A 24255-nucleotide genomic window follows, 5' to 3' on the forward strand; every position below is an offset into this window, starting at 1 on the left:
ACGAGGTAGCCGCCCGAGCCGTTGGGCACGGACTCGCCGGCCTCGTCGACCACGTCCGCCTCGATGCCCGGCATCGGCGTCATCGCCGAGCCCGGCTTGCCGGCGGTCACGCCCGGCAGCGGCGAGATCATGATCTGGCCGGTCTCGGTCTGCCACCAGGTGTCCACGATCGGGCAGCGCTCGCCGCCGATGACCTCGCGGTACCACATGTAGGCCTCGGGGTTGATCGACTCACCCACCGACCCGAGCAGTCGGATCGAGGACAGGTCGAAGCCGTCGGGGATGTCGCGGCCCTGCTTCATGAACGTCCGGATCGCGGTGGGGGCGGTGTAGAAGATCGTGACGCCGTACTCCTGGACGATCTCCCACCAGCGGCCCTTGTGCGGGGTGTCGGGGGTGCCTTCGTACATCACCTGGGTCGCACCGTTGGCGAGCGGCCCGTAGACCAGGTAGGAGTGGCCGGTCACCCAGCCGACGTCCGCGGTGCACCAGTAGACGTCCGAGTCGGGCTTGTGGTCGAAGACCGTGTGGTGGGTGTACGACGTGCCGGTGAGGTAGCCGCCGGTGGTGTGCAGGATGCCCTTCGGCTTGCCGGTCGTGCCGGAGGTGTACATGACGTAGAGCGGGTGCTCGGAGTCGTGCATCTCGGGCTCGTGCTCGGCCGAGGCGACGTCGACGGCGTCGTGCCACCACACGTCGCGGTCGTCGTGCCACTCGATGTCCTGGCCCGTGCGGCGTACGACGAGGACGTGGCGCACGAGGTCGCCGGTCTTCTCGACGGCTTCGTCGACGGCCGGCTTGAGCGCACTGGCCGCGCCGCGGCGGTAGCCGCCGTCGGACGTGATCACGACGTGGGCCTCGCAGTCGGTGATGCGCGAGGCGAGGGCGTCGGCGGAGAAGCCGCCGAAGACGACGGTGTGCGGGGCGCCGAGGCGGGCGCAGGCGAGCATCGCGACGACGACCTCGGGGATCATCGGCATGTAGATCGCGACCCGGTCGCCCTTCTTGACGCCGAGGTCGGTGAGCGCGTTGGCCGCCTTCGACACGAGGTCCTTGAGGTCGGCGTAGGTGATGTCGCGGGTGTCGTCCTCGGGCTCGCCGACCCAGTGGAGGGCGACCTTGTCGCCGTTGCCGGCGTCGACGTGGCGGTCCACGCAGTTGACCGAGGCGTTGAGGGTGCCGCCGACGAACCACTTGGCGAACGGAGGGTTGGACCAGTCGAGGACCTGGTCCCACTTCTGGCCCCAGTCCAGCCGGTCGGCGGCCTCGGCCCAGAAGGCCTCGCGGTCGGAGTCGGCGCGGGCGTAGGCCTCCTCCTTCACGTTGGCGTTGGCGGCCAGCTCGGCCGGGGGCTCGAACGTCCGGTCCTCGCGGGACAGGTTGGACAGGGTCTGGTCGGACAAGGCGCTCTCCTCAGGGGTGACTGCAGTTCAAGTTACTCTCGGTGCCTCGGTTTCGACACGCTCGCTCCGCTCGCTGCTCAACCAGCGGGCGGAGGTGCCTCGGTTTCGACACGCTCGCTGCTCAACCAGCGGCCAGGAACCGGGCGGCCGCTCGCTGCTCAACTAGCGGCCAGGAACCCGGCGGCCGCTCTGCTCAACCAGCGGCGTGCGGGCCGCTGGTTGAGCAGGGCCGCCAGGCCCGTGTCGAAACCGAGGTCGATCAGCGCTCGATCAGTGCTGGACGGCCTGTTCGGCGCCCGCGCCGGTGAGGGCGCGGACCTCGAGCTCGGTGTAGCGCTCCTGCGCCGACGGCTCCTTCGACGTGATGCTGCCGATGTAGCCGAGGAGGAAGCCCAGCGGGATCGAGACGATGCCGGGGTTCTCCAGCGGGAACCAGGAGATGTCGATGCTGGTCGGCAGCAGGGACAGGTTCTTGCCGGTGACCGCGTCGACGCCCTTGCCGCTGACGATCGGGCTGAAGATCACTAGGCCGACGGACGAGATGAGGCCGCCGTAGATGCTCCAGAGCGCTCCGCGGGTGTTGAAACCGCGCCAGAACATGTTGTAGATGATCGCCGGCAGGTTCGCCGACGCCGCGACCGCGAAGGCCAGGGCCACGAGGAACGCGATGTTGAGCTTCTGTGCCGGGATGGCCAGCACGATCGCGATGAGTCCGATGACACCTGCGGCGATCCGGGACACCCGGATCTCCTCGGCCTCGGTCGCCTCGCCGTTGCGGAAGACCGAGTTGTAGAGGTCGTGCGCCACCGACACCGACGAGGTCAGGGTCAGCCCGGCCACCACGGCCAGGATGGTCGCGAACGCGACCGCCGCGATCAGGGCCAGCAGCACGGCGCCCCCGGTGGAACCTGGGCCACCTCCGACGGCTTCCGCCAGGAGCGGGGAGGCCAGGTTGCCGCCGGACGCGGCGACCTCGGCGTAGGCGTCCTTGTCGAGCAGGGCCGCGGCACCGAAGCCGAGGACCAGCGTGAAGAGGTAGAACGCGCCGATCAGGCCGATCGCCCACAGCACCGACTTGCGCGCGTCACGCGAGGTCGGCGTCGTGTAGAAGCGGATCAGGATGTGTGGCAGGCCGGCCGTGCCGAGCACGAGGGCGATGCCGAGCGAGATGAGGTCGATCTTCGACGTCGTGCTGACGCCGTACTTCAGCCCGGGCTCCAGGAAGGCGTTGCCCTTGCCGCTGTTGGTGGCGGCCGTGCCGAGCAGCTCGGAGAGGTTGAAGCCGAACTTCGCCAGCACCAGCACGACGATCAGCGCGGAGCCGGCCATCAGGAGGACCGCCTTGACGATCTGCACCCAGGTCGTGCCCTTCATGCCGCCGACGGTGACGTAGAAGATCATCAGCGCACCGACGAAGAAGATGGTCAGGTTCTTGATGCCCTCGCTGGTGACGCCGAGCAGCAGCGCGACGAGCGCGCCCGCGCCGACCATCTGGGCGAGGAGGTAGAAGATCGAGACGACCACGGTCGAGGTGGCGGCCGCCATCCGCACGGGCTTCTGCTTCATCCGGTAGGCGAGCTGGTCGGCCATCGTGTAGCGGCCGGAGTTGCGCAGCACCTCGGCGACGAGCAGCAGGGCGACGAGCCACGCCACGAGGAAGCCGATCGAGTAGAGAAAGCCGTCGTAGCCCGACAGTGCGATCGCGCCGGAGATGCCGAGGAACGACGCCGCCGACATGTAGTCGCCGCCGATGGCGAGACCGTTCTGCAGGGGCGAGAAGTTGCGTCCGCCGGCGTAGTGGTCGGCTGCGCCGGACGAGGTGCGGCTGGCCCAGATGGTGATGCCGACCGTCAGGGCGACGACGCCCAGGAAGAGCGCGGTCGTGAGCAGCTGGTGACCTTCCATGTCAGTGCACTCCCTTGTCGGTGCGCCCGTCGAGGGTGCGGTGGTAGTCCTCGGTGAGCTGGCGTGCGAGCGGGTCGAGGTTGGCGTTGGAGTAGCGGGCGTAGACGAACGCGAGCAGGAACGTCGTCAGGAACTGCAGCAGGCCCCAGACCAGGGCGATGTTGATGTTGCCGACGAGATTGGTGCTCATGAAGTCGTGGGCGAACATCGACGCCAGGACGTAGAGGCCGTACCAGGTCAGGAAGGCGGCCGTGGCCGGGATGACGAAGCGGCGGTAGCGATGGCGCAGCTCCGTGAACTCGGGCCGGGCTGCCAACTCGTCGTAGACGGGGTCGTGGCGCGCGGCCTGGTCGTGGGCATCAGGTGTCACGGCAGGGTCCTTCCGGGCGGGGCCACCGAGGTGTGACCGCTGTCACCGTGACACCGCTCACATCACGCCGGGGAGTGGCGTGCGCACGCCGGTCTGTCGGTGGGCGCGGTCGCGCGCTCAGCGGTCGGTGCCGTACGACGAGCGGTCCACCTGACAGGCTTCGCCGGTGACCGACACCAGCTCCCGCCGCGACGCCGCCCGCACCCTGGCGATCGCGTGGACGCTCCTCCTTCTCGGCGTGCTCACCGTGGGGTGGCTGATCACCCACCCGCTGGAGTCGGTCGTGGACCCCTGGGACGACAGCGTCGAGCGGTGGATCGCGGAGCGTCGTACGCCTGGCCTCGACCTCGCCGCGTCCATCGGCAGCCACGTCGCCGACACGGTCGTAGGCGTCGCCGTGGCGGTCGTCGTCGCCCTCGTCGCCTGGCGGCGGCAGCACTCGCGGCGACCGCTCGTCTACTACTCCCTGCTCGTCGGCGGCACCCTCGTGCTCTACCTCGTGGTCACGCACCTCATCACCCGCGACCGCCCGCCGGTGGAGATCCTCGACCCCGGGCTGGTCCCCGACCACAGCTTCCCGTCGGGCCACGTGGCCACAGCGATCGTGGTCTACTGCGCCACCGCGGTCCACCTCGCGCGCACCGTGCCCGGCGCGCGGCGCTGGGTGTGGCCGCTCTACCTCGTCCCGCTGGTCGTCATCCCCTCGCGGCTCTACCAGGGGGCGCACCACCCGACCGACGTGCTGACCAGTCTCGTCTTCGCCCCGCTCTGGGTCGCGGCCGTCGCCCACGTGGTGCTGCGGCGGAGTGATGAGTCGGGTGACAGGGTGGAGCCATGACTTCTCCCATCGTCGTCGTGACCGGAGCCAACGGACTCGTGGGCAGCCACGTCGTGGCCGCACTGGGCGAGCGCGGGGCGACCGTGCGCGCCGTCGTACGTCGTGTCGGCACCGCACCGACCGCGGCGGGCGTCGAGGAGCACGTCGGCGACTTCGGTGACCCGGCCTTCGCCGACGCGGTGGTCGCCGGCGCCGACGCGCTGGTGACGACCGTGCACCCCCTCGGCAGCGACCGCGACAGCCAGCGCCGGGTCGGGCTCGACGGGACCCTCGTGATCGCGGAGGCCGCAGTGGCGGCGGGCGTGCCGCTCCTCGTGCACGTCTCGACGGCCGCGGTCTACGACCGCAGCCCCGACCGGGGCGACATCACCGAGGACTCCGAGCTGGTGGGCGACGACGGCAACGACTACGCCGTCGTCAAGCGCGACGTCGACGCCGCACTGGCCCGGCTGGGAGGTACGACGCGGGTGCTGCTGCGACCGCCCGCGATCCTCGGCGCAGGCGACTCGTCGGTCTGGAACACCGTCCAGCCCGCCGCGATCCGCGACGACGAGTCCCGTCGCCACGCGATCCCCGACCAATCGTTCGCCTGGGTGCACGTCGACGACCTCGCGACGATCGCCGCGGACCTGGCGACCGGGGCCATCGCCGTCTCGGGCGACGCCTCGGTCGGTCCGGTGGTGGGCGGCTGCACCCCCGTCAACGTGGCGAGCGGCCCGGCCACCCAGCGCGACTACCTCGGTGCCGTCACCTCGGCGCTGGGCGTCGAGCCAACGTGGGACGAGGGGGAGGCGTGGACCGGTCGGATCGTCGCCGACCGCGCGCGGGGCTGGGGCTGGACGCCGCAGGTGTCCCTCGACGACGCGCTGGTCGAGCTGAGGGCCGGCCTCTGAGTCACGGACCCGGCGGCACCCGGATCATCCACATGCCCGGGTCGGGCAGCGGCTCGAAACCGACTCGCTCGTAGACCTCGTGGGCGTCACGGGTGGCGAGGACGATGCGTCCGATGCCCATCGGCTCGAGGTCGGCGATGGCCGCCTCGACGAGCCGGTTGCCCAGGCCCCGGCCGCGGTGGTCGGGGTCGACGTACACGTCGCAGAGCCAGGCGAAGTTGGCCCGGTCGGTGAGGACGCGGGCGTACGCCACCTGCTGCCCGTCGCCGGTGAAGGCGGCGAAGTTGAGCGAGTTCGCGGCCGCCGTCCCGACCTTGTCGCGGCTGCGGCCCATCGCCCAGTAGGCGTCGGTGCTGAGCCAGCGGTGGACCAGGTCGAGGTCCATGTCGGCGAGGTCGGTGCGGATGACGTAGTCGTCGCTGCTCATGCGGGAGTCCTCCGGGTGGGGTGGGGCCGCCGCAGCGAGTCGGGCAGCAACCGCGCGCCCGAGCCGCGCTCGGCATAGACGTCGTCGGGGTTGGAGAAGGCGCAGCTGCGCAGGCTCAGGCACCCGCATCCTATGCAGCCGTCGAGGCCGCCCTTGAGGCGCTGCAGTGCGGCGATCTGCTCGTCCAGCCGCGTGCGCCAGTGCTGGGAGATGCGCTGCCAGTCGGCCTTGGTCGGGTTGCGGTTGCCCGGCAGCCGGGCGAGCTCGTCGCGGATCTCCTCGATGGTCAGCCCGACGTTGGACGCCGCCCGGATGAAGGCCAGCCGGCGCAGCACGTTGCGCTCGAAGCGTCGCTGCCCACCACCGGAGCGGTGCGCCTCGATCAGGCCCTCCGCCTCGTAGTAGCGGATCGCCGACGCGGCGAAGCCGCTGCGCCGGGCGATCTCGCCCATCGGCAGCAGATCTCGCGCATCCATCTCGCTTCACTCCTTGATCTCAAGTTCACTTTAACTTGAACCATGGAGTCATGACAACGAAGACGACAGAACGGGTGGCGCTCGTCACCGGGGGATCGGCCGGCCTGGGGCTGGCGCTGACCAGGGCGCTGGCGGAGCGGGGATGGCGGGTCATCACCGACGGCCGTGGCGCAGGGAGGTTCAAGGAGGCGGAGCTCCCCGACGGCGTGACCGTCCTCGTCGGTGACCTCACCGACGCCGAGCACCGCGACCGCCTGCTCGCGGAGGTGACGGCGCACGGCCGGCTCGACCTGCTGGTCCACAACGCCAGCACTCTCGGCCCGCTGCCGATGCGCCCGCTCGCGGAGGTGGACGTCGCCGACCTCCAGCAGGTGTGGCGCACCAACGTCGGTGGCCCGCTGGTCCTCACCTCGACGCTGCTCCCGTGGCTGCGCACCGCCGACGGGGTGCTCCTCTCGATCAGCTCCGACGCCGCGGTCAACCACTACGAGGGCTGGGGCCTCTACGGCGCCAGCAAGGCCGCGCTCGACCACCTGACGCTGACCTGTGCCGCGGAGACCGGCCTGACGGCGTACGCCGTGGACCCCGGCGACATGCGCACCGCGATGCACCAGGACGCCTTCCCCGGCGAGGACATCTCCGACCGACCGCTGCCCGAGACCGTGGTGCCGCGACTGCTCGCGCTGCTCGACGCCCGGCCAGGGTCGGGTCGCTACCGGGCCGCAGACGTAGGAGGGGAGGCGTGATGGCCGTGCTGATCGAGACCCCGCGCACCAGGTTCACCGCGTCGGCGTTCGCCCCGCAGCCCGCGGAGGAGCGCGGTGTGGCGCGCGACGAGGTCCGGCTGCTGGTCGCGACCCCGGACGGGCTGTCGCACGGTCGGTTCCGCGACCTCCCGGACCACCTGCGCGCGGGCGACGTGCTCGTCGTGAACACGTCCGCCACCGTGCCCGGCGAGATCGACGCCTCGCTCGACGGCCGGCCGGTCGTCGTCCACGTGGCCCACCGCCTCGACTCGGGCGACCGCGTCGTCGAGCTGCGTACGGCGCCCGACGCCGCGCGTGCCCTCCTCGACGCCGCCGCGGGCGACAGCGTGCAGGTCGGTGACGTCCGGCTGACGCTGCGCTCACCGTGGCCGGGCGACGAGGCGTCCTCGCCGACCGGGTCCGGCAACCGGCTCTGGCGCGCGTCGGTCCGCGGTGACCTGGACCGCCAGCTCGCCTGGAACGGACGGCCGATCGCCTACGGCTACCTCGACCGCCGCTATCCGCTCGCCAGCTACCAGACGGTCTTCGGCACCCGCCCCGGCAGCGCCGAGATGGCCTCTGCCGGACGGCCGTTCACCGAGTCGCTGGTGACGCGGCTGGCGACATCCGGCGTCCTCTTCGCTCCGGTCACGCTGCACACGGGGGTCTCCTCACAGGAGGCCGGCGAGGCGCCGGGACCCGAGTGGTTCGAGGTGCCCGCGGAGTCGGCCCGGCTGGTGTCCGCCGCGCGCTCGTGGGGCGGACGGGTGATCGCGGGGGGCACCACCGCCACCCGCGCGATCGAGTCCGCCGTCGTCGACGGGCGGGTCGAGGCGGCGGCGGGCTGGAGCGCGCGCGTGATCACTCCTGCCGACCCGCCACGTGTCGTCGACGGCCTCGTCACCGGCTGGCACGACCCCCTCGCCTCGCACCTGCTGCTGGTCGAGGCGGTGGCCGGCGAGCGCCTCACGCAGGCGGCGTACGACGCGGCCGTCGCGGAGAGCTATCTCTGGCACGAGTTCGGTGACTCGGCGCTTCTGCTGCGTCGCTGAGGCGGCGAAGCCGACAACCGGAGGCCGATGCCCTACGATGGGGGTTGTTGAAGGGACGGCTCCCGAGCCGTCCTGGCCGCACACATGTGCGGCTCGTATCTCGTACTCCTGGTTTTCGGTTCGCTGGACATCAGAAACGCATGGATGTCTTCAGCGGTTCAGGGGCAGACAGCCCCGACACGAAACAAAGGAAATCATCATGGCTTCAGGCACCGTCAAGTGGTTCAACGCCGAGAAGGGCTTCGGCTTCATCGCCCAGGACGGCGGCGGCGAGGACGTGTTCGTCCACTTCTCCGCGATCCAGTCCGGCGGCTACAAGTCGCTCGACGAGAACCAGAAGGTCGAGTTCGACCTCGCCCAGGGCCCCAAGGGTCCCCAGGCCGAGAACGTTCGCGTTTCCTGATCTCACCACGTTGAGCCCCGACCGCCTGGCGGTCGGGGCTCTTCTGCGTCCGGAGGTCCTGCCACGAAGGTGTGTGCGAACTCCATGGTCAGTGCGGCACATCTCGTCCTAGAGTGACTGGTGAGCCCGTGGGAGGGGGGCACGATGAGCGCAGCCACGCACACGTCACTCTTCTACGACGGCGCCCTGCAGTACGCCGCCGAGACCGGCGGCTTCCTCCGGGAGGGGCTCGAGCTCGGGCACCGCGGACTCGTCATGGCACCCCCGCAGCGCGTCGACCAGCTGCGCTCGACGCTGGGCCGCGACGCCGACGAGGTGACCTTCGTCGAGGACGCGGTCGCCTACGCGCCGCAGTGGAACGTCTACCGCGTGATGCTCGACTTCGCGGCGCGGGCGCCCGGCGTACGCACGACCGTGGTCGCCGAGCAGGCGCTCGACCACCGCACTCCTGCCGAGCTGGTCGACTACCGCCGCATCGAGGCGGCGGTCAACCTGGTCTTCGCCGAGCACGACGTCGACCTCCTGTGCCCCTACGACGCGGGCTCGCTCCCCACGCACCTGCTCGACATCGGGATGCGGACCCACGGCGCCGTCCGCAGCGGTGGTGCGCTGTCGCCCAACCCGCGCTACGACGACCCGTGGGACCAGCTCGCCGCGCTCGCCGCCGTGGCACCGCCGCCTCCGGGCGCCACCACCCTCGACTGCGGGTCACCCGCCGACGTGGCCGGAGCGCGACGCCTGGTGCAGGCGTGCGGCGCCGAGGCCGGGCTCGATCCCGAGGTCGTCGCCGACGTGGCGCTGGCCGTCACCGAGGTGCTGACGAACGCGCTCCTGCACGGCCAGCCGCCTGCGCTCCTCCACGTCTACGAGGAGGGGGCCAGCTGGATCTGCCACGTGGACGACGGTGGTCGCGGACCGATGGACCCGTTGATGGGTCTGCTGCCGCCGGCCATGCCGTCGGACCACGGCTACGGGCTGTGGCTGGCGCGCCAGCTGTGCATGGCCGTCGACGTCGGCAACGACCTGTCCGGCACGCACGTGCGATTGCACACCCGCGTGGACGCGTGGTCCTAGGAGCCGGACCTGCGCGTCACGCCCACCGCGGTCATCACGGTCACCGCCACCCGGGCGACGCCGGCGCCGAGCATGCCCAGCACCTGACCGAGGGAACGGACGTACATCGGGGTGCTCATGACGCCCGGTACCCCGGTAGACCAGTTCACATGCGCGCACGGCGCCGAGGTCGGAGGATCCACGCATGACCGATGTCCGGGAGCTCCGGGGAGGGGAGGTGAGCGGTGGACGCGTGGGTGGACCTCTACTGGCTGCCCCTCGGCGCGGGCGGTCACTTCGTGCGCGCCAACGGCCGGGCCTACGAGCGGTGGGCGGCGTGGCGCGAGCACCGCGCGCCCACCGACCTCTACCACTCCGGGCTGATGGTGCACGCCGGCGACGTGACGTACGCCGTGGAGATGGGGCCGGTGTGGAACGTCCGTGACCCCGGTCGCGGCGTCCTCTGCGAGGGCGCCGTCGGGTCCACGAGGCTCGGTCGCCTCCGTGCGTTCCGCTACGAGGTGCGCTGCTGGCCCGGCGGCCGCATCCCCGACGTCGACGAGGCGGTCGACAGCCCGGTCCGCACCACGGAGGACCCGGCCCGGGTCGCCGAGGTGCTCGGGATCCTCGAGCTCGTGCCACCGCTCGTGTGGGGCCGGGACCAGCTGGCCCTCGGCGAGATGTGGAACTCGAACTCCGTCGTCGCGTGGGCGCTGGCGCGGGCGGGCCACGACATGGACGCGATCCGCCCGCCTCCCGGTGGTCGCGCGCCGGGGTGGGACGCGGGCCTGGAGCTGGCCAGACGCCACCGCTGACCGCTGAGCGCGGCAGGCGCCGTAGCCACCGGCGGGACTACTCGTTGGTAAGGGTGACCGCCGTCACCCGAGAGGCCCCCGCCATGCACCGACTCATCGCAGCCGCCGTCGTCAGCGCCCTCACAGCCGCCACCCTGCCGTTCCTGGGCTCGCCGGCCACCGCCGCCCAGGTCACCACGACCGACGGGTGCATCACGAGCGTCCCGGACCCGGGCACGACCGCGCCGGTCGAGATCTGCTTCACGCTCTTCCGGCCCGCGGGAGCGACGAAGGCCAACCCGGTGCCGATGGTGCTGCACAGCCACGGCTGGGGCGGCAGTCGTACGACGGACCCCGCAGCGTTCTCCTACCTGACGGACGCCGGCTTCGGTGTGCTGAGCTTCGACCAGCGCGGCTTCGGCGAGAGCGGCGGCCAGGCCTACATCGAGAACCCCGACGTCGAGGGCAAGGACGTCCGCAAGATCGTCGACCTCGTCGCGGCGCAGGCGTGGGTGGAGAAGGAGAAGCCGGGCGACCCCGTGCTGGGCGCCATCGGTGGGTCGTACGGCGGCGGCTACCAGTTCGTCGGCGCCTTCAGCGAGCTCCGCGACAAGGGCGCGACCCGCTTCGACGCGCTCGTCCCCGAGATCACCTGGTTCGGCCTGACCGAGAGCCTCTTCCCGGAGGGCGTCCCGCGGACCGAGTGGGCGAGCGCCCTGGTCGCCGCCGGGTTGCCGACCAACGCGCTGCCGCCCCTCGTGCTGCGGGGCTTCGCAGAGGCGACCGCGACGGGCAACGTGCCGGCGTACCTCCACGACTACCTCGACAAGAACGGCCCGGAGTGGCACGTGCGGAAGGGTCGCAAGCTCGACATCCCCGTGCTCTTCGGCCAGGGCGAGACCGACAACCTCTTCCCGCTCGACCAGGGCCTGAAGAACTTCACCCGCGCACTGACCGCCAAGGCGCGGGCGAAGAGCATCTTCCTCGGCTACAACGGCGGCCACACGCTGCCGTCGGCGCTGCCGACCGGCACCAACGTCGACATCCCGCTCGCCACCAGCGACGCGTGCTCGCCGACGCTGGGCAGCCCGTCCTTCGCCGACCTGGGGCTGCGGTTCCTCCAGCAGAACCTGCAGGGCACGAAGACCGGGCTCCGCGGCTTCGGCACGTTCCACCTGACCACCGCCGCCGGTGACCGCTGCGTCAAGGTGGGCTCCGTCTCGCCGAACACCACCGTCGAGCTCGGTGACGTCGTCAGCACCGTCGGCGTCGGTGCGCCGATCGCCTACCCCGTCGCCCAGGGCCCGATCACCATCGCCGGCTCGCCCACTCTGGACGGGAAGATCACGACGCTCGGCCTCGACAACCGCGCCTTCCTGGCGCTGTCGGTGGGCACCAGCCCGGCCGACGCGCGGATCGTGCAGAACAACATGCTGCCGATCCGGGAGAACGGCATCGCGATCAACAAGCCGCGCACCGGCATCCAGCTGCCCTCGGTCGCGGTCGACGTACCCGCCGGGCAGACGCTCTTCCTGACGGTGTCGCCGGTCTCGGACATGTACGCCGGCTTCGGGAGCCGGGTGGTGGGGGCGATGAAGCTGAAGGACGTGGTGCTGCACCTGCCGGTGGCAGGAAGCTGAGCGACGGCGGGTTCGGTCAGGCCTGCAGGGCCCGCGGACCGCGTCGACGGGTGTGCCACCCTCGAGGGGTGCCTGTCCCGCATCGCGCCCTGACCAGCGAGACCCTCGGCGCGTGGCTGGTCAAAGCCACCGGCAGCGTGCCGGCGACCACGGCGCACGTGCGGGCCGGCTTCGCCGGGGTGGCGACCTGGTGCGTGCGGCCGACCTACCGCACCGAGCTCGTCGCTGCCGGTCAGCCGGTGCTGCTGTGGGTCAGCGGGACCGAGCGCGAGCACCCGGCCGGGATCTACGCCGCCGGACGTACGACGGGGCGCGCGGACGGGGACCTGATCCCGATCGCGCTCTCGCCCCTGGCCCACCCGCTGCTGCGCTCGGAGCTGACCGGTCACCCGGGCCTGACCACCCTCGAGGTGCTGCGGATGCCGGCGGGCAGCAACCCCTCCTTCGTGACGCACGCGGAGCTGCGGGTGCTCGTGGAGCTGTGCCCGGAGCTGGGCCGAGAGCTCGGCCCGGTGCAGGCCGCCGCAGGCGCCTGACTGCAGCCTCGACCGCGTCAGGTCGCGAAGTCCTCCAGGGGGAGCTCGACCCGGCACTCGTAGTAGCGCATGGCCAGCCGCGCGTGCGCGACGTCGATCGTCCCCTCGCCGACGGCGAGGACGTGGTTGAGCCACAGGTGGGACGGCGCCGCGGTCTGGAACGTCATCACGTGGACCCCTTGGCCGTCGTCCAGCGCGGACAGGCCGGAGAGGGCGAACAGCACCTCGGCGTCGCCGGCACGGATCACTCCGCGGGCGTCGGGCAGGGCGAAGCCGTCGCGGATCCGCGGGAAGTTGGACCACTGCGCCGTCCCCGACAGTCGGCCGGCGAGGGTGGCCGTGCCCTGTCCGTAGACCCGGCCGTCGGCCCCGGCGGCAGGCGGCACCTCGTGGAGCAGGTCATAGGTCCAGCTCACGTCGCACAGGTGGTCGAGCCGCATGTCAGGACCTCCGGGACTCGCATCATCTGACGTGCCTGACCACCGTACGCCGGACGGGCACCAGGCCGCGAACGCCACCGGGGTCCCCACAACCCCACAAAGGGTGCGGGGTCGACGCATTCCGGGCGGGAGCTCGGACGCGAGGCCGACGCCATGGTCTTCGTGATGAAGGATTCCTAGACTCCTGGCATGGCTGGTCTGCAGCACTCCGTCATCATCGCGTCCGCCCCCGCGCGTGTCTGGCGGCTGATCGTCGACGTCGAGGGCTGGCCGGAGCACATCGCGACGGTGGGCTCCGTGGAGCGCCTGGACGACGGTCCGCTGGCGGTCGGGTCCCGGACCCGACTGCGGCAACCGAAGCTGCCCGAGGCGGTGTGGACGGTCACCGAGCTCGACGAAGGTACGTCGTTCACGTGGGAGTCGGCGTCGCCGGGAGTCAGGGTCGTCGCCGGGCACGTGGTCGAGCCGCACGCGGAGGGCAGCCGACTCTCGCTCAGCATCACCGTCTCCGGGCTGATGGCACCCGTCGGCTGGCTCATGACCAAGTCCCTGACGCGGCGCTACGTCGAGACCGAGGCAGCGTCGATCAAGGAGGCGGCCGAAGCCGGCTGAGCCGGACGTCGGTTGTGCCGTCGCAGCTCACAGCGAGGTGAAGGTCAAGGCCAAGGGCACAGTGACCGCCACCGGCGCCGCGGGAGCCCGCGACTGCTCGAACGGCCTCGTGAACGTCGTCGTCAAGGTCGGCAAGGTCGCCGCAGCCGACAAGATCGTGAAGCTCCGCAGCGACTGCACCTTCTCCTCGCGTCCTCGGGGCGCGACAAGATCTGACCGCCTGAGCACCGACCGACTGGCAGCGAGGCCGCTCCCCGTGGAGCGATATCCGTTGGCGGCTGGGTGATCGTCGTGCCTAGTGTCCGAGGATGGCATCCACGCTGCATGCGCTGACCATCCTCGCCTTGGACCCTGAGGAGCTCGCAACCTTCTGGTCAGGGTTGCTCAGGTCTTCGCGACAGGGTCTCGTGCTCTCGGATGTCGACGCGCCGGTCCGGCTTGCCTTCCAGACGGCCGACGAGCCCAAGGTCGGCCTCAACCAGATCCACCTTCACCTGACCAGCAACTCCGCTGCCCAGGACGCGACCGTCGCTCGGGCGCTCGAGCTGGGTGCGACGCACCTCGATGTCGGGCAGTTGCCGGAGGAGGACCACGTCGTCCTGGCTGATCCCGGGGGCAACGAGTTCTGCGTGATCCCGGAGGGGAACAACTGGCTGGAGGGGACGGGTTTCCTCGGCGAGCTGGCCGCCGACGGGACGCGCGAGGTCGGCGTCTTCTGGGCGGCTGCCTTGGATTGGCCGCTGGTCCATGACGAGGACGGGGAGACGGCGATCTCGCCTCCGGACGGTGGGTTGAAGATCTCGTGGGGTGGGGAGCCGCTGAACGAGCGGCATGGACGGAACCGGATGTACTTCGTGCTGGTGGCGGACGAGCTGGATGCTGAGGTCGAGCGGTTGGCGGCTCTGGGGGCCTCGCTCGTCGAGCGGAGTGGCGGTGAGGTCGAGATGGCGGATCCGGAGGGGAACGAGTTCGTGGTGAGGGCTAGGGCCTTGGTTTCGACACGCTCGCTTCGCTCGCTGCTCAACCAGCGATCCCGCTCGCTGCTCAACCGGCGACGTGGGGGCTCAGAGCCAGCGGCGGACTCTGCTCCTGCAGGCGTCGTACGACCAGGCCGTCGAGTGGACGCTGGCAAAGACGCTGCGATGTCAGGCGCTGGCGGTGGGGCACCCGGCGAGGGGTGATCGGGCTCAGGTCTCGCCGCCGATGTCGAACTCATAGGCCTCGAAGACGAGGTCGGCGCCTCGCTGCCGGTGCCGGACGAGTCGTCCGAGCAGGGCCGTGCCCGAGCCGCGTACGTCGTCCACGTCGGCAATGACGTCCGGCCCGGCCACCCGGGCCAGCAACGTGTCGATCTGACCGCCGATCAGCAGGTGGTCGCGCGTGAGGCCGTCGACGGCACCGGCCAGCCGTGGCGAGGTCTTGAGGAGCTCGAGGTACAGCCCGCTCGGACCCTCGGTCATGTGGATGTGCGTGCGGAAGTCACCCGCGACCTCCACCAGGGCCGCCTCGACCCGCTGCGTCCAGCGTGAGTGCTCGGAGGTCGCCGGCGCGGCCAGGGCGTCCTCCAGCGCGCCCATCGACTCGCGCAGCTCCGCGCGATGCCGCCGCAGCTCCTCCAGGAAGGTGCGGTCCGATGCGGACGAGTTCTCCTCCACCGACGCCTCCGGTGCGTGAGATCGGACGCGACCAGTGTCGCGCGATCGGGGCCGCTTGGCGAGGTTCGTCGAGGTCGCCCTCCTCGACGGGGCGCAGCAGCAATGTCGCGACCTCCCCGGCGGTGAGCCGACGCCGGTTGTGCCTGATCGATCTACTACTGGTGCTGGGATGCCGTCTGTCCAGCCCCGAGGCCGAGCTGAGCCATCATGGATCCGGTGTCGAAGTACGTCCTCTGGCTCCGGACCTTGCCGTCCTTGAACTCCATGACGTCACAGAGCTGCAGGGTCAACGATCGCCCGGTCGCCGGGATGTTTCCCATGCTGGTGACCAGGGTCCCGGTGTGGGTGCCACGACCGGTGAACTCGACCACGACGAGGTCGCCCGACTCGATGACCCGGTCAATGGTGACCTTGCCGTCCGGGAAGCCGTCGGCCCACATCTTGTTGTAGTCACGCGAGCCCTCGACGCCCTCGAAGGTGTCACCCGAGCCGACGATGGTGATCGTCGCGTCCGGGGCCGTCGCTTCGGCGATCTCGTCGAAGTTCCGCTCGTTCCATGCTTCGTGCAACCTGCGTGCGAGGTCTGCATTTTCTGCCATCTGAGCCTCCGCTCTGGCGCCAGCTCACTCCGGCCCACGCTAGACCCGACGCCGCGGTGATGTGAAGCCTCGGGAACCGTGCGTGGGTACTGTTGGTGGGAGTGAGGGGAGTGTGATGTTCAGGTCCCGATTCATGCCCTGCCCTGTGTGCGGGGCGTCGGTCGATCGGACCGCCCTGCGGGAGCACGAGTGTTCACCCGAGCGCCGGGCCGACTACGAGATGTTCGGGTTGCGAGGCGAGACCGCGCAGCTGGAAGCAGGGGTGCTCCGCTACCTGATGACGGCTGCTGGACGGTTCGAGACCTGGCTCGCTGCGAAGCACGTACGCCGTCGGGCCTGAGGCGGATCATTTCGCCGCAGCACTACGCGCGCACTCGACTGGCCGCTGATCCACGACGAGGGCGGGGAGACGGCGATCTCGCCTCCGGACGGTGGGTTGAAGATCGCGTGGGGTGGGGCCTTGGTTTCGACACGCTCGCTTCGCTCGCTGCTCAACCAGCGGGTGGACGTCGCTTCGCTCGCTGCTCAACCAGCGATCTAGAGCCAGCGGCGAACTCTGCTCCTGTAGGCGTCGTACGGGTCGCCGAAGCGGGCGTGGAGGAAGCGCTCTTCCGGCAGGATCGCGCCCCAGAGGACGAGCAGCACTGCCACGGGGAACAGCACGAGGGCCCAGAAGCTGCCGCCCAACAGCGCCAGCGCGAGGTAGAGCGCGAGGAGGCCGACGTACAGCGGGTTGCGGGACAGGCGGTAGGGGCCTTCCTCGATCATCGCCTCGGTCGGCGAGCCCGGCAGCAGCCCTGTCTCGTGGCGGGCGAACAGCCACAGCGACCAGCCGTTCCAGATGACGAACAGCACCACCAGCGCCCAGCCGAGGGGCACGCGCCAGGGGCCGGGTTCGACGGGGTCGCCCCACCACGCCGTCGCCAGCGCGCCGGCCAGCAGGGGGGCGCCGATCGCGACAGGGGGCCACAGTCGGAACGCGACGATGTCCTCGGGCATGAGGAGAGTGTGCGCCTGGTGCGGCGTGGCTTCGAGGATCGCTCCACTCGCACCTCGACCAGCGATCACCGGCGGAGGAGTCAGCGGGTCGTGAAGGTGAAGGTGGCCGGCTGGATGCCGGGCTTGCGCGGGTCTTGGTCGAGCGGGTTGCCCGAGAGGTCAAGGACGCGCGAGGTGATCACGACGTGGTACCTCGTCATGGCGCGCAGGCCGCCCTTGGGGTCGAGCGTCAGGCGGTTGCGCCCCTCGTCGTAGCGCATCGTGACGGCGACGGGCTTGCGGTGTCCCTTGCGCAGCAGACGGACGTTCGCCTTGGTGAGGCCCTTGGTCTGGACACGCTCGGAGAAGGTGACCTTGATCGTCCTGGCGAGCCCGACGCCCTTCGCGCCCCTGCTCGGCGCGGTGGTGCGGACCTTCGGCGGCTCGACGTCGGCGCCCGGGGGCGTCGGGTCGGTTGGCGGGTCGGTCGGCGGGTCGGTTGGCGGCTCGGGGGTGTCGGTGCCGGGGGTCGGCCACAGCGGGGTGACCCAGTAGTTGGAGTCGCGGAAGCTGTTGACCGGGAACGAGCAGGTGGCTACGTCGTAGCAGTGCACGCCGTTGGGGCTGGTCTCGGTGGCCCGCAGCGCAGTGACGGGTCCGCGGGTGACCGCGCGCCTGAAGTAGTCGTACTGGAAGGCGTACTTGGTCGCGGGGGAGTAGTAGGAGGCGATGTAGGTCTGGCCGGGCGAGATCACGACCGGCGTGGCGAAGACCAGGTCCTGCCAACCCTTGCGGACCAGCGGGTCGAAGGTGGCCGTGGCCAGGCGGTTGCCGTCGGCGTCCCACAGGGAGCCGGTGATCGTGGCTGGGTCGACGCGATAGACCCGAACCCCGGTGATGGTCAGCTCGCGCGAGGTCTCGAACCTCGTGCCGAGCTCGACGCCGTTGCGGGAGTCGTCGGCGGTGCAGAAGCCGTCGCTGTCGAGCCGCCAGCTCCCGCACTCCTGCTCGGTCAGGTCGGCGGCGAAGTCGCTCTCCCAGAGGGCGGCCGCACCCCTCTGGGCACGCGACTCGACCGGTGCGGCCGTCGCGGGCAGCGCCGACATCGGCACCAGCACCAGCACGGCCAGCGACGCGACGAGCGCTCTGATCCCCATGTTCTCCACCCCACGAACAGCGTCCACAGGGTCCCCGAACCCGAGCCGCGCCGAGTGCGGCGGACGATGTCAGGACCCTAGCAATGCACCCCAAGGGGTCGGGGCGGACCGCGTCCACGGGGGCTAACCGCGCTGGAGGTCGACGGCCTCGGGGGTGTGGAGGCGGACCATGAAGCGCCCGGCGTGCGCCGGGACCGAGGCGCGCGTGAGGCGGGAGACGACGACCATCGTGAGGAACGACGCAGGGACCGACCAGGCCGCGGGCTGACCCAGCAGGGCGGCGGTCCACCCGGCGGACGGCGAGGCCGCCAAGGTCCAGGCGACGGCAGCGCCCGAGCCGAGCCCGCCCAGCAACAGCCCGGCGACGACCCCGGTCGGCGTGAGCCCGCGCCACCAGATGCCCAGCATCAGGAGTGGCGCGAAGGTCGAGGCGGTCACGGCGAAGGCCAGGCCCACGGTCCGGGCGACAGCGACGTCCTGAGCCGGGAGAGACAGGAGCAGCGGGACGACCACCGCGATGGCCGCCGCCACGCGGAAGGCCGCGACCCCGCCGAGGCGGTAGGAGCCCCAGCGCCGGCCGGTCACGTCCTGCGACAGCACGCCCGCCACCGCGATCGTGAGGCCGGAGCTCGTCGAGAGGAAGGCGGCGAAGGCGCCGGCGGTGACCAGCCCCGTGAGCACGGCCCCGAGCAGCCCGCCGACCATCAGGTGGGGCAGCTCCAGCACCAGCACGTCCGAGCGACCCGAGATGAGGTCGGGTGCATAGACGCGGCCGAGGGCGGCGTACACGGGTGGCAGGACGTAGAAGATGCCCAGCAGCCCGAGCACCGCGAGCGTCGTACGACGTGCAGCCCGACCGTCGGGGTTGGTGTAGAACCGCACGACCACGTGCGGCAGGCCCATCGTGCCGAGGAACGTCGCGACGATGAGGGAGTACGTCGTGTAGAGACCGATGCCGCCGCCGGGTGCCGCCAGCGGGATCGACCACGAGGCGGGTGCGGACGTGGTCGGGTCCGCCGCGCCGTCCGAGGCCCACACCGCGAGCAGGACGAAGACCGGGATCAGCAGGGCCGTCAGCTTCACCCAGAACTGGAAGGCCTGCACGAAGGTGATCGACCGCATCCCGCCCGGGCTCACCGACGCCAGCACGACCAGCGCGACGACCAGCGAGCCGGCCCACGGCGGGGCTCCGATCGTGGCGCGCAGCGTGACGCCGGCGCCCTGGAACTGCGGCAGGAGGTAGAGCCAGCCGATGCCGACGACGAGCACCGAGCACAGCTTGCGCACGCCGCGCGAGCCCAGTCTGGCCTCGGCGAAGTCGGGCAGCGTGTAGGCGCCCGAGCGGCGGAGGGGAGCGGCGACGAGGACGAGCAGGACGAGGTAGCCCGCGGTCCAGCCGACGGGATACCAGAGCATCTCCGCGCCGAAGGTCAGCAGCAGGCCGGCGACGCCGAGGAAGGACGCGGCGGAGAGGTACTCCCCACCGATCGCGCTCGCGTTGAGCCGCGGCCGCACCGTGCGCGAGGCGACGAAGAAGTCGCTCGTGGTCCGCGAGATCCGCAGCCCCCACGTGCCGATCGCCAGCGTGGCCAGGGAGACGAGGACGACCGCGACGACGCCGGGGACGATGTCGGTGTTCATGGGGCGCTCACGTCGGGTTCTCCGGCACGACCGACCCGACCAGGTCGGCGAAGTCGCGCTCGTTGGCCTCCGAGCGCCGGACGTAGAACCAGCCCAGCGCCACCAGCCACGGATAGGTCAGCACCCCGAGCAGCAGCCACGCCACGGGCACCGGCCCCCACCGCACCTCGCCCAGCGACGGGAAGAGGTGGAAGAGCACCGGCAGCAGCCCGACCGTCAGCGCCAGCGCGGCGAGCACGCGCATCGCCAGCACCAGCTGCTCGCGCAGCAGCGAGCGCATGAAGACCTCGCCGAGCGCGGTCTCCGCGTCGATCTCCCGCGTCCCGGCGGACCGTACGACGTCCGCGCGCCGCCGCGGCGGACCGGTCACCCGGACCCGTGGCTGCGGCTGCTCGCTCACGGCTCGCGCCGGGTGAGCACCGACCGCAGCTCGCGCGTGTGCCGCCGGCTCACCGGCAGCTCGGTGCCGCCGACCACGACGCTGACCCGACCGCCCTCGCTGCGGACCTCCTCGACGTGGGGGAGCGCGACCAGCACCGAGCGGTGGATCCGCACGAAGCCCGCCGGTGCCCACTGCTCGGCGAGCGAGCTCAGCGGCGTACGGACGAGGTGCGAGCCCTCGGCGGTGTGCAGCCGGGCGTAGTCGCCCTGGGCCTCGACGTGGGTGATCTCGGAGCGGTTGATGAAGCGTGTGACGCCGCCGCGCTCCACGGGGATCTGCACGTCGCCCGACGGTGCCGGGCCGCCGGCCTCGACCACCCGGCGTACGGCCTCGGCGAGGCGCTCCTCCCGCACCGGCTTGAGGACGTAGTCGACGGCGCGCAGCTCGAAGGCCGCGACCGCGTGCTCCTCGTGGGCGGTGACGAAGACGATCGGCGGCGGCGACTTGAAGCGCGAGAGCACCTGGGCCAGGTCCAGACCGGTCAGGCCGGGCATCTGGATGTCGAGGAAGACGGCGTCGACCTCCTCGGCCTGCAGCACCCGCAGCGCCTCGGTCGCGGAGTCGGTGCCGCGGACCTCGCCGATGCGCGGGTCGCGGCCGAGCAGAAAGGTCAGCTCGTCGAGGGCGGGACGCTCGTCGTCGATGACGAGCACCTTGAGCGGCGTCATACCTGGACTCCGGGGGCGAACTTCGGCACCCGCACGATGACCTTCGTGCCGGCGCCTGGGGCGGTCTCGACGACCAGACCGTAGTCGTCGCCGTAGGCGTTGCGAAGCCTTGCGTCGACATTCCCCAGTCCGACGGAGTCCATCGACGCGTCGCCGGCCAGCGCCTGCCGCACCCGCTCGGGGTCCTCGCCCATGCCGTCGTCCTCCACCTCCAGCACGCACTCCTGGTCGAGGTCGCGCGCGGTGATGGAGAGACGGCCGACGCCGTCCTCCTTGTCGGCGCTCGCCTCCAGCCCGTGGCGTACGGCGTTCTCCACGAGCGGCTGGATGCAGAGGAACGGCACCGCCACGGGCAGCACCTCCGGCGCGATCTGCAGCGTCACCTGCAGCCGGTCGCCGAAGCGCGCCTGCTCGAGGAGGAGGTAGCGCTCGACGGAACGGAGCTCTTCGGCGAGCGTCGTGTACTCACCGTGCCGGCGGAACGAGTAGCGGGTGAAGTCGGCGAACTCCAGCAGGAGCTCGCGCGCCCGGTCGGGGTCGGTCCGCACGAAGCTGGCGATCGCGCCGAGCGAGTTGTAGATGAAGTGAGGGCTGATCTGGGCACGCAGCGCGCGCACCTCGGCCTCCATCAGCCGGGTCCGCGACGCGTCGAGCTCGGCGAGCTCGAGCTGGCCGCTGACCCACGACGCCACCTCGTCGGCCGCGCGGACGAGTCCCCCGGTGGTCTGCGGGGCGCCGACGACCAGCGCGCCGATCAGGGTGTCCTCGACGACCAGTGGGCTCACGATGGCCTGCCGCACCTGGCAGCCGCCGTCGTCGCAGACCAGCGTCCGCTCGTCGACGATCATCGTGCGACCGGTCTCCGCGACCTGGCTGATCGTGGCCGCGAGCTGGCTGCGGTGGTGGCCGCCGAGCCCGTCCCACGCGAGCAGGCCGCTGGTGTCACCCAGCCCGGCGGCCGGCGTACCGAGCAGCGCGCGCAGGTGGCGTACGGACCGCTCGGCGCTCGCCGTGGTCAGGCCCTCCCGCAGCGCGGGGCTCGCCAGCGAGGCGTTGTGCAGCGCGCGGAAGGCGGCGCGGTCGGCCTCGCCACCCAACGACGTACGCCGCCACCTCCATGTCGCCACGCTCGGAGACTAGCCGCGATCAGCGCTCGCAGCGCGGCAGCGGTCAGTGACGTCGTACGGCGCTCATCGCTCGCACCGGCGCGCGCGCTCGGCGACGCAGCGGTCGCGGCCCTTGCCGCCGTCCGCCTGGTCGGTCCCGCGGCCGCCGAGGAGCACGTCGTCGCCGGCGCGGCCATGGAGCGCGTCGTTGCCGGCGTCGCCCCGGAGCTTGTCCTTGCCGGGGCCGCCGCGCAGGCGGTCCTGGCCAGGCCCGCCTGCCATCGTCGAGGTCGCCTCGAGCGAGAGTGCCTCGCAATCGTAGGAGAACTGGTCCCACCACGGGTCGCCGGCGACGATGCTGAGGCGGTCGCCGCCGGCGCCGCCGCGCAGGGTGCCGCGGCAGCCGTTGTAGGAGAGCTCATTGGCCTTGCCGTTGCCGAGGATCTTCACCTCGGGAGCCATGAGGAAGGCGTTCTCGACGTTGTCCACTGCCGAGGTCACGACATCCGGGGTCGGGCCCCAGTAGGCGGGGTCGGGGCCGAAGAACCGCTCGCTGCGCCACACGCCCGTAGCGAGGTCGAGCCTCATGCCGCCGTTGGGACCGGCGGCCACCAGGAGGTCGTCGCCGGCGCCGGTGTCGACGCGCGTGTCCGAGGTCGGCGTGTCGGCGAAGAGGACCTGGTCGTCCCCGCCGAAGGTCTGCACCGTGACGTCGGGGTTGGAGGCTGTCTGGTCGGGGCGCAGCGTGACCACGTCGTCCCCGGACGTCCCCTTGTAGGACACCGTGGCCGGACCCCAGGCGCCGGACCCGCCGGGCCACGTCGTGGAGATGTCGGCCGTCTCGAACGAGATGAGGCTCACGGGCTTCGCGTAGGTCCCGTCGCCGGCCTGGACGATGCCCCGCTCCATGTCGACCGACGACACGCCGTCGTTGGTGAAGTCGACCGCGATCTGGTCGGTGCCCTCGCCGCCGTCGATGGTGGCCGCTGCCAGCATGGTCCGGCTCTGGATCGTGGCGACGTCGTCGCCAGGACCCAGCTCGACGGCGTCGGACCTCAGCTCTGTGTTCGGCAGGTACTGCGTACCGACGACGACCCGGTCGTCGCCGGCGCCTGTGCTGACCGAGTCGGTGTCGTTGTCGACGTCAGAGCCCTGATGCGGATCTCCCGTGGTGACCGTCTCGGCGGCCGCGCCTCCGACGAGGGTGTCGGCTCCGGCTCCGAGATAGACGGTGACGTGGCTGGCGCCGCCCAGCGCGGTGGTGTCGACGGTGTCGTTGCCGGTCCCGGCGGCGACGTACGTGCCGGCGGTCCCGGTCACGCAGACCAGATCGTCACCGCCGAGGGCGGAGACCTCGGTCGCGGTGCCGGTGACGATGACGTCACGGCCCTCGGTGCCGATGAGGGTCGGCCCGGAGCCGACGATCGTCGCGGCCTCGCCGCGGCAGGTCTCGCCGACGGCCGTGGCCGAGGTGGTCGGGGCCAGCAGGGCCAGGCCCAGCATGGCGGCAGCGGTCAGTGGCGTCGTACGTCGCACGGTTCCCCCAGGAAGTGTGGTCAGCGGAAGTCGATGAGCAACATGTCCGTGTCGGTCCCGTCGCTCACGACCGGTCCCTCATGGGATGTGCCGTCCTCGGGATTGGTCGCCGACTCCCCGCGCAGGTCGCGGACCTTCGCCCGGAAGCACTCGGTGACGTAGGGCAGCTGCATGCCGTCGTGGCCGCGGCCGTAGTCGTCGTAGAGGGCACGGACGGCGTCGAGCCGGGCCTCCCGCTCGGCCTCCGGGAGCGAGGCGACGTACGAGCGGGACGCGACGATGTCGACGAGGATGTCGCGGTTGACGTCCTGCCAGAAGGCGAAGGTCGTGCGCTCGGCGGGCTCGAAGAGCTCGTGGTCGACCAGCACGTCGGAGGACGCGTGGGAGGAGGCTGCGTGCTCGCCGACGACGTTGACGAGGCGGCGGACCCACGGGATGCGCTGGTCGAAGAAGTTCCACGCCAGTGCCACGTGGCCACCGGGCTTGAGCACGCGCGCGATCTCCGGGAGCGCCACGTCGTGGTCGAACCAGTGGAAGGCCTGCGCGACGACCACGACGTCGACCGACCGGTCGTTGGCCGGGATCTCCTCCGCGGTCGCGAGCCTGGCGCTCACCTCCGGCACCCGCTCGCGCAGCACGGCGAGCATCGCCTCGTCGGGCTCGGTCGCGAAGACCGCGTGGCCCTGGTCGACGAGCTCGCGGGTCAGCTTGCCGGTGCCCGCGCCGAGCTCGAGGACGACCTTGGCGTCGCCGCCGGCCAGCCAGGCGACGGCGTCGGCGGGGTACGACGGGCGCCCCCGGTCGTACGCCTCCGCGACGGCGCCGAAGGACCGCGCCAGCTGGTCGGTGGTCGGGCTCTCGGCAGCATCGTCGCTCATCGGGAAC

Annotated in this window: 30 protein-coding genes; 13 read left to right on the top strand and 17 right to left on the bottom strand. The window is 71.3% G+C overall.

The genetic code is table 11. From position 1 onward, the window contains the following. The 3 genes from JWN97_RS00255 to JWN97_RS00265 all read right to left on the bottom strand — a co-directional run. A partial coding sequence (locus tag JWN97_RS00255; RefSeq protein WP_297616347.1) for an acetate--CoA ligase occupies window positions 1-1403 on the bottom strand: 1403 nt, incomplete at its 3' end. A 270-nt stretch (window positions 1404-1673) separates the two neighbouring features. Then, complete coding sequence (locus JWN97_RS00260) at window positions 1674-3308, bottom strand: cation acetate symporter (RefSeq protein ID WP_297616350.1); 1635 nt, start codon at window positions 3306-3308, stop codon at window positions 1674-1676. Between the two features lies 1 nt (window position 3309). After that, window positions 3310-3678: a DUF485 domain-containing protein gene (locus JWN97_RS00265; protein ID WP_297616353.1), complete on the bottom strand. Its 369-nt coding sequence runs from the start codon at window positions 3676-3678 to the stop codon at window positions 3310-3312. Window positions 3679-3844: 166 nt separating this feature from the next. Between JWN97_RS00265 and JWN97_RS00270 the strand changes: the two genes are divergently transcribed. Both JWN97_RS00270 and JWN97_RS00275 read left to right on the top strand, forming a co-directional pair. Further along, on the top strand, window positions 3845-4516 hold the full coding sequence (locus tag JWN97_RS00270; RefSeq protein WP_297616356.1) for a phosphatase PAP2 family protein: 672 nt from the start codon (window positions 3845-3847) through the stop codon (window positions 4514-4516). Beyond that, complete coding sequence (locus tag JWN97_RS00275) at window positions 4513-5409, top strand: NAD(P)-dependent oxidoreductase (RefSeq protein ID WP_297616358.1); 897 nt, start codon at window positions 4513-4515, stop codon at window positions 5407-5409. Before JWN97_RS00270 ends, JWN97_RS00275 begins: the two co-directional genes overlap by 4 nt. Before the next feature lies 1 nt (window position 5410). On the opposite strand, the gene JWN97_RS00280 is transcribed toward JWN97_RS00275, so the two are convergent. After that, entirely contained in the window at window positions 5411-5836 is a 426-nt protein-coding gene (locus tag JWN97_RS00280) for a GNAT family N-acetyltransferase (protein ID WP_297616361.1), read from the bottom strand. Then, the gene (soxR, locus tag JWN97_RS00285; protein WP_297616364.1) at window positions 5833-6312 is read right to left on the bottom strand and encodes a redox-sensitive transcriptional activator SoxR; all 480 of its coding nucleotides are present in this window, start codon (window positions 6310-6312) and stop codon (window positions 5833-5835) included. Before soxR ends, JWN97_RS00280 begins: the two co-directional genes overlap by 4 nt. A 50-nt stretch (window positions 6313-6362) precedes the next feature. Between soxR and JWN97_RS00290 the strand changes: the two genes are divergently transcribed. The 4 genes from JWN97_RS00290 to JWN97_RS00305 all read left to right on the top strand — a co-directional run bounded on the left by JWN97_RS00290 (window position 6363) and on the right by JWN97_RS00305 (window position 9587). Continuing rightward, on the top strand, window positions 6363-7058 hold the full coding sequence (locus JWN97_RS00290; protein WP_297616367.1) for an SDR family oxidoreductase: 696 nt from the start codon (window positions 6363-6365) through the stop codon (window positions 7056-7058). Next, window positions 7058-8110, top strand: coding sequence for an S-adenosylmethionine:tRNA ribosyltransferase-isomerase (locus JWN97_RS00295; RefSeq protein ID WP_297616498.1), 1053 nt, complete (start codon window positions 7058-7060; stop codon window positions 8108-8110). The genes JWN97_RS00290 and JWN97_RS00295 overlap by 1 nt, the downstream gene beginning before the upstream one ends. Before the next feature lie 199 nt (window positions 8111-8309). Beyond that, entirely contained in the window at window positions 8310-8513 is a 204-nt protein-coding gene (locus JWN97_RS00300) for a cold-shock protein (protein ID WP_056886861.1), read from the top strand. A 144-nt stretch (window positions 8514-8657) separates the two neighbouring features. Beyond that, the gene (locus JWN97_RS00305) at window positions 8658-9587 is read left to right on the top strand and encodes a sensor histidine kinase (protein ID WP_297616374.1); all 930 of its coding nucleotides are present in this window, start codon (window positions 8658-8660) and stop codon (window positions 9585-9587) included. On the opposite strand, the gene JWN97_RS00310 is transcribed toward JWN97_RS00305, so the two are convergent. Next, a complete protein-coding gene (locus tag JWN97_RS00310; protein ID WP_297616376.1) occupies window positions 9584-9706 on the bottom strand; it encodes a hypothetical protein in 123 nt (40 codons plus the stop codon). The two genes, JWN97_RS00305 and JWN97_RS00310, sit on opposite strands and share 4 nt — an antisense overlap. Window positions 9707-9811: 105 nt before the next feature. Here JWN97_RS00310 and JWN97_RS00315 point away from each other — a divergent pair, with 105 nt between their 5' ends. The 3 genes from JWN97_RS00315 (at window position 9812) to JWN97_RS00325 (ending at window position 12536) form a co-directional block, all read left to right on the top strand. Further along, window positions 9812-10381 (top strand): hypothetical protein, encoded by a 570-nt coding sequence (locus JWN97_RS00315; RefSeq protein WP_297616379.1) that lies wholly within the window; start codon window positions 9812-9814, stop codon window positions 10379-10381. A gap of 83 nt (window positions 10382-10464) precedes the next feature. Then, window positions 10465-12000 carry an alpha/beta fold hydrolase gene (locus tag JWN97_RS00320; protein WP_297616382.1) on the top strand — a complete coding sequence of 512 codons (1536 nt, stop codon included), beginning with the start codon at window positions 10465-10467 and terminating at the stop codon, window positions 11998-12000. 68 nt (window positions 12001-12068) lie between these two features. Continuing rightward, the gene (locus JWN97_RS00325; protein ID WP_297616385.1) at window positions 12069-12536 is read left to right on the top strand and encodes a hypothetical protein; all 468 of its coding nucleotides are present in this window, start codon (window positions 12069-12071) and stop codon (window positions 12534-12536) included. Between the two features lie 17 nt (window positions 12537-12553). Here JWN97_RS00325 and JWN97_RS00330 read toward each other — a convergent pair whose 3' ends face one another. Then, complete coding sequence (locus JWN97_RS00330; RefSeq protein ID WP_297616388.1) at window positions 12554-12976, bottom strand: hypothetical protein; 423 nt, start codon at window positions 12974-12976, stop codon at window positions 12554-12556. A 189-nt stretch (window positions 12977-13165) separates the two neighbouring features. Between JWN97_RS00330 and JWN97_RS00335 the strand changes: the two genes are divergently transcribed. Genes JWN97_RS00335 through JWN97_RS00345 form a run of 3 tightly spaced genes read left to right on the top strand, consistent with a single transcriptional unit; the run spans window position 13166 to window position 14769 of the window. Continuing rightward, complete coding sequence (locus JWN97_RS00335) at window positions 13166-13588, top strand: SRPBCC family protein (RefSeq protein WP_297616390.1); 423 nt, start codon at window positions 13166-13168, stop codon at window positions 13586-13588. A gap of 37 nt (window positions 13589-13625) precedes the next feature. Then, window positions 13626-13874 carry a hypothetical protein gene (locus tag JWN97_RS00340; RefSeq protein ID WP_297616394.1) on the top strand — a complete coding sequence of 83 codons (249 nt, stop codon included), beginning with the start codon at window positions 13626-13628 and terminating at the stop codon, window positions 13872-13874. 22 nt (window positions 13875-13896) lie between these two features. Then, complete coding sequence (locus JWN97_RS00345) at window positions 13897-14769, top strand: VOC family protein (RefSeq protein ID WP_297616397.1); 873 nt, start codon at window positions 13897-13899, stop codon at window positions 14767-14769. Window positions 14770-14775: 6 nt separating this feature from the next. Here the strand turns inward: JWN97_RS00345 and JWN97_RS00350 are convergent, their stop codons facing one another. Continuing rightward, window positions 14776-15243, bottom strand: coding sequence for a hemerythrin domain-containing protein (locus JWN97_RS00350; protein WP_297616400.1), 468 nt, complete (start codon window positions 15241-15243; stop codon window positions 14776-14778). A 155-nt stretch (window positions 15244-15398) separates the two neighbouring features. Then, window positions 15399-15842: an ester cyclase gene (locus JWN97_RS00355; protein ID WP_297616403.1), complete on the bottom strand. Its 444-nt coding sequence runs from the start codon at window positions 15840-15842 to the stop codon at window positions 15399-15401. 133 nt (window positions 15843-15975) lie between these two features. On the opposite strand from JWN97_RS00355, the gene JWN97_RS00360 reads away from it, so the two are divergent. Continuing rightward, a complete protein-coding gene (locus JWN97_RS00360; RefSeq protein WP_297616406.1) occupies window positions 15976-16182 on the top strand; it encodes a hypothetical protein in 207 nt (68 codons plus the stop codon). Between the two features lie 197 nt (window positions 16183-16379). Here the strand turns inward: JWN97_RS00360 and JWN97_RS00365 are convergent, their stop codons facing one another. From JWN97_RS00365 to JWN97_RS00400, 8 genes are all read right to left on the bottom strand, one after another. Next, on the bottom strand, window positions 16380-16841 hold the full coding sequence (locus JWN97_RS00365; RefSeq protein WP_297616409.1) for an isoprenylcysteine carboxylmethyltransferase family protein: 462 nt from the start codon (window positions 16839-16841) through the stop codon (window positions 16380-16382). 80 nt (window positions 16842-16921) lie between these two features. Next, complete coding sequence (locus JWN97_RS00370) at window positions 16922-17977, bottom strand: DUF4082 domain-containing protein (RefSeq protein WP_297616412.1); 1056 nt, start codon at window positions 17975-17977, stop codon at window positions 16922-16924. Window positions 17978-18100: 123 nt separating this feature from the next. Beyond that, the gene (locus JWN97_RS00375; protein ID WP_297616415.1) at window positions 18101-19618 is read right to left on the bottom strand and encodes a cation acetate symporter; all 1518 of its coding nucleotides are present in this window, start codon (window positions 19616-19618) and stop codon (window positions 18101-18103) included. A gap of 7 nt (window positions 19619-19625) precedes the next feature. Then, window positions 19626-20018 carry a hypothetical protein gene (locus tag JWN97_RS00380; RefSeq protein ID WP_297616418.1) on the bottom strand — a complete coding sequence of 131 codons (393 nt, stop codon included), beginning with the start codon at window positions 20016-20018 and terminating at the stop codon, window positions 19626-19628. Beyond that, the gene (locus JWN97_RS00385) at window positions 20015-20728 is read right to left on the bottom strand and encodes a LytTR family DNA-binding domain-containing protein (RefSeq protein ID WP_297616421.1); all 714 of its coding nucleotides are present in this window, start codon (window positions 20726-20728) and stop codon (window positions 20015-20017) included. Before JWN97_RS00385 ends, JWN97_RS00380 begins: the two co-directional genes overlap by 4 nt. Further along, window positions 20725-21855, bottom strand: a complete 1131-nt coding sequence (locus JWN97_RS00390; protein ID WP_297616423.1) for a histidine kinase — start codon at window positions 21853-21855, stop codon at window positions 20725-20727. Before JWN97_RS00390 ends, JWN97_RS00385 begins: the two co-directional genes overlap by 4 nt. Before the next feature lie 63 nt (window positions 21856-21918). Next, window positions 21919-23370, bottom strand: coding sequence for a calcium-binding protein (locus JWN97_RS00395; RefSeq protein ID WP_297616426.1), 1452 nt, complete (start codon window positions 23368-23370; stop codon window positions 21919-21921). A 20-nt stretch (window positions 23371-23390) separates the two neighbouring features. Further along, window positions 23391-24248 (bottom strand): class I SAM-dependent methyltransferase, encoded by an 858-nt coding sequence (locus JWN97_RS00400; protein ID WP_297616430.1) that lies wholly within the window; start codon window positions 24246-24248, stop codon window positions 23391-23393. Window positions 24249-24255 lie beyond the last annotated feature (7 nt).

Origin of the sequence: Nocardioides sp. (assembly GCF_025965415.1) — a bacterium.
Lineage (GTDB): Bacteria > Actinomycetota > Actinomycetes > Propionibacteriales > Nocardioidaceae > Nocardioides.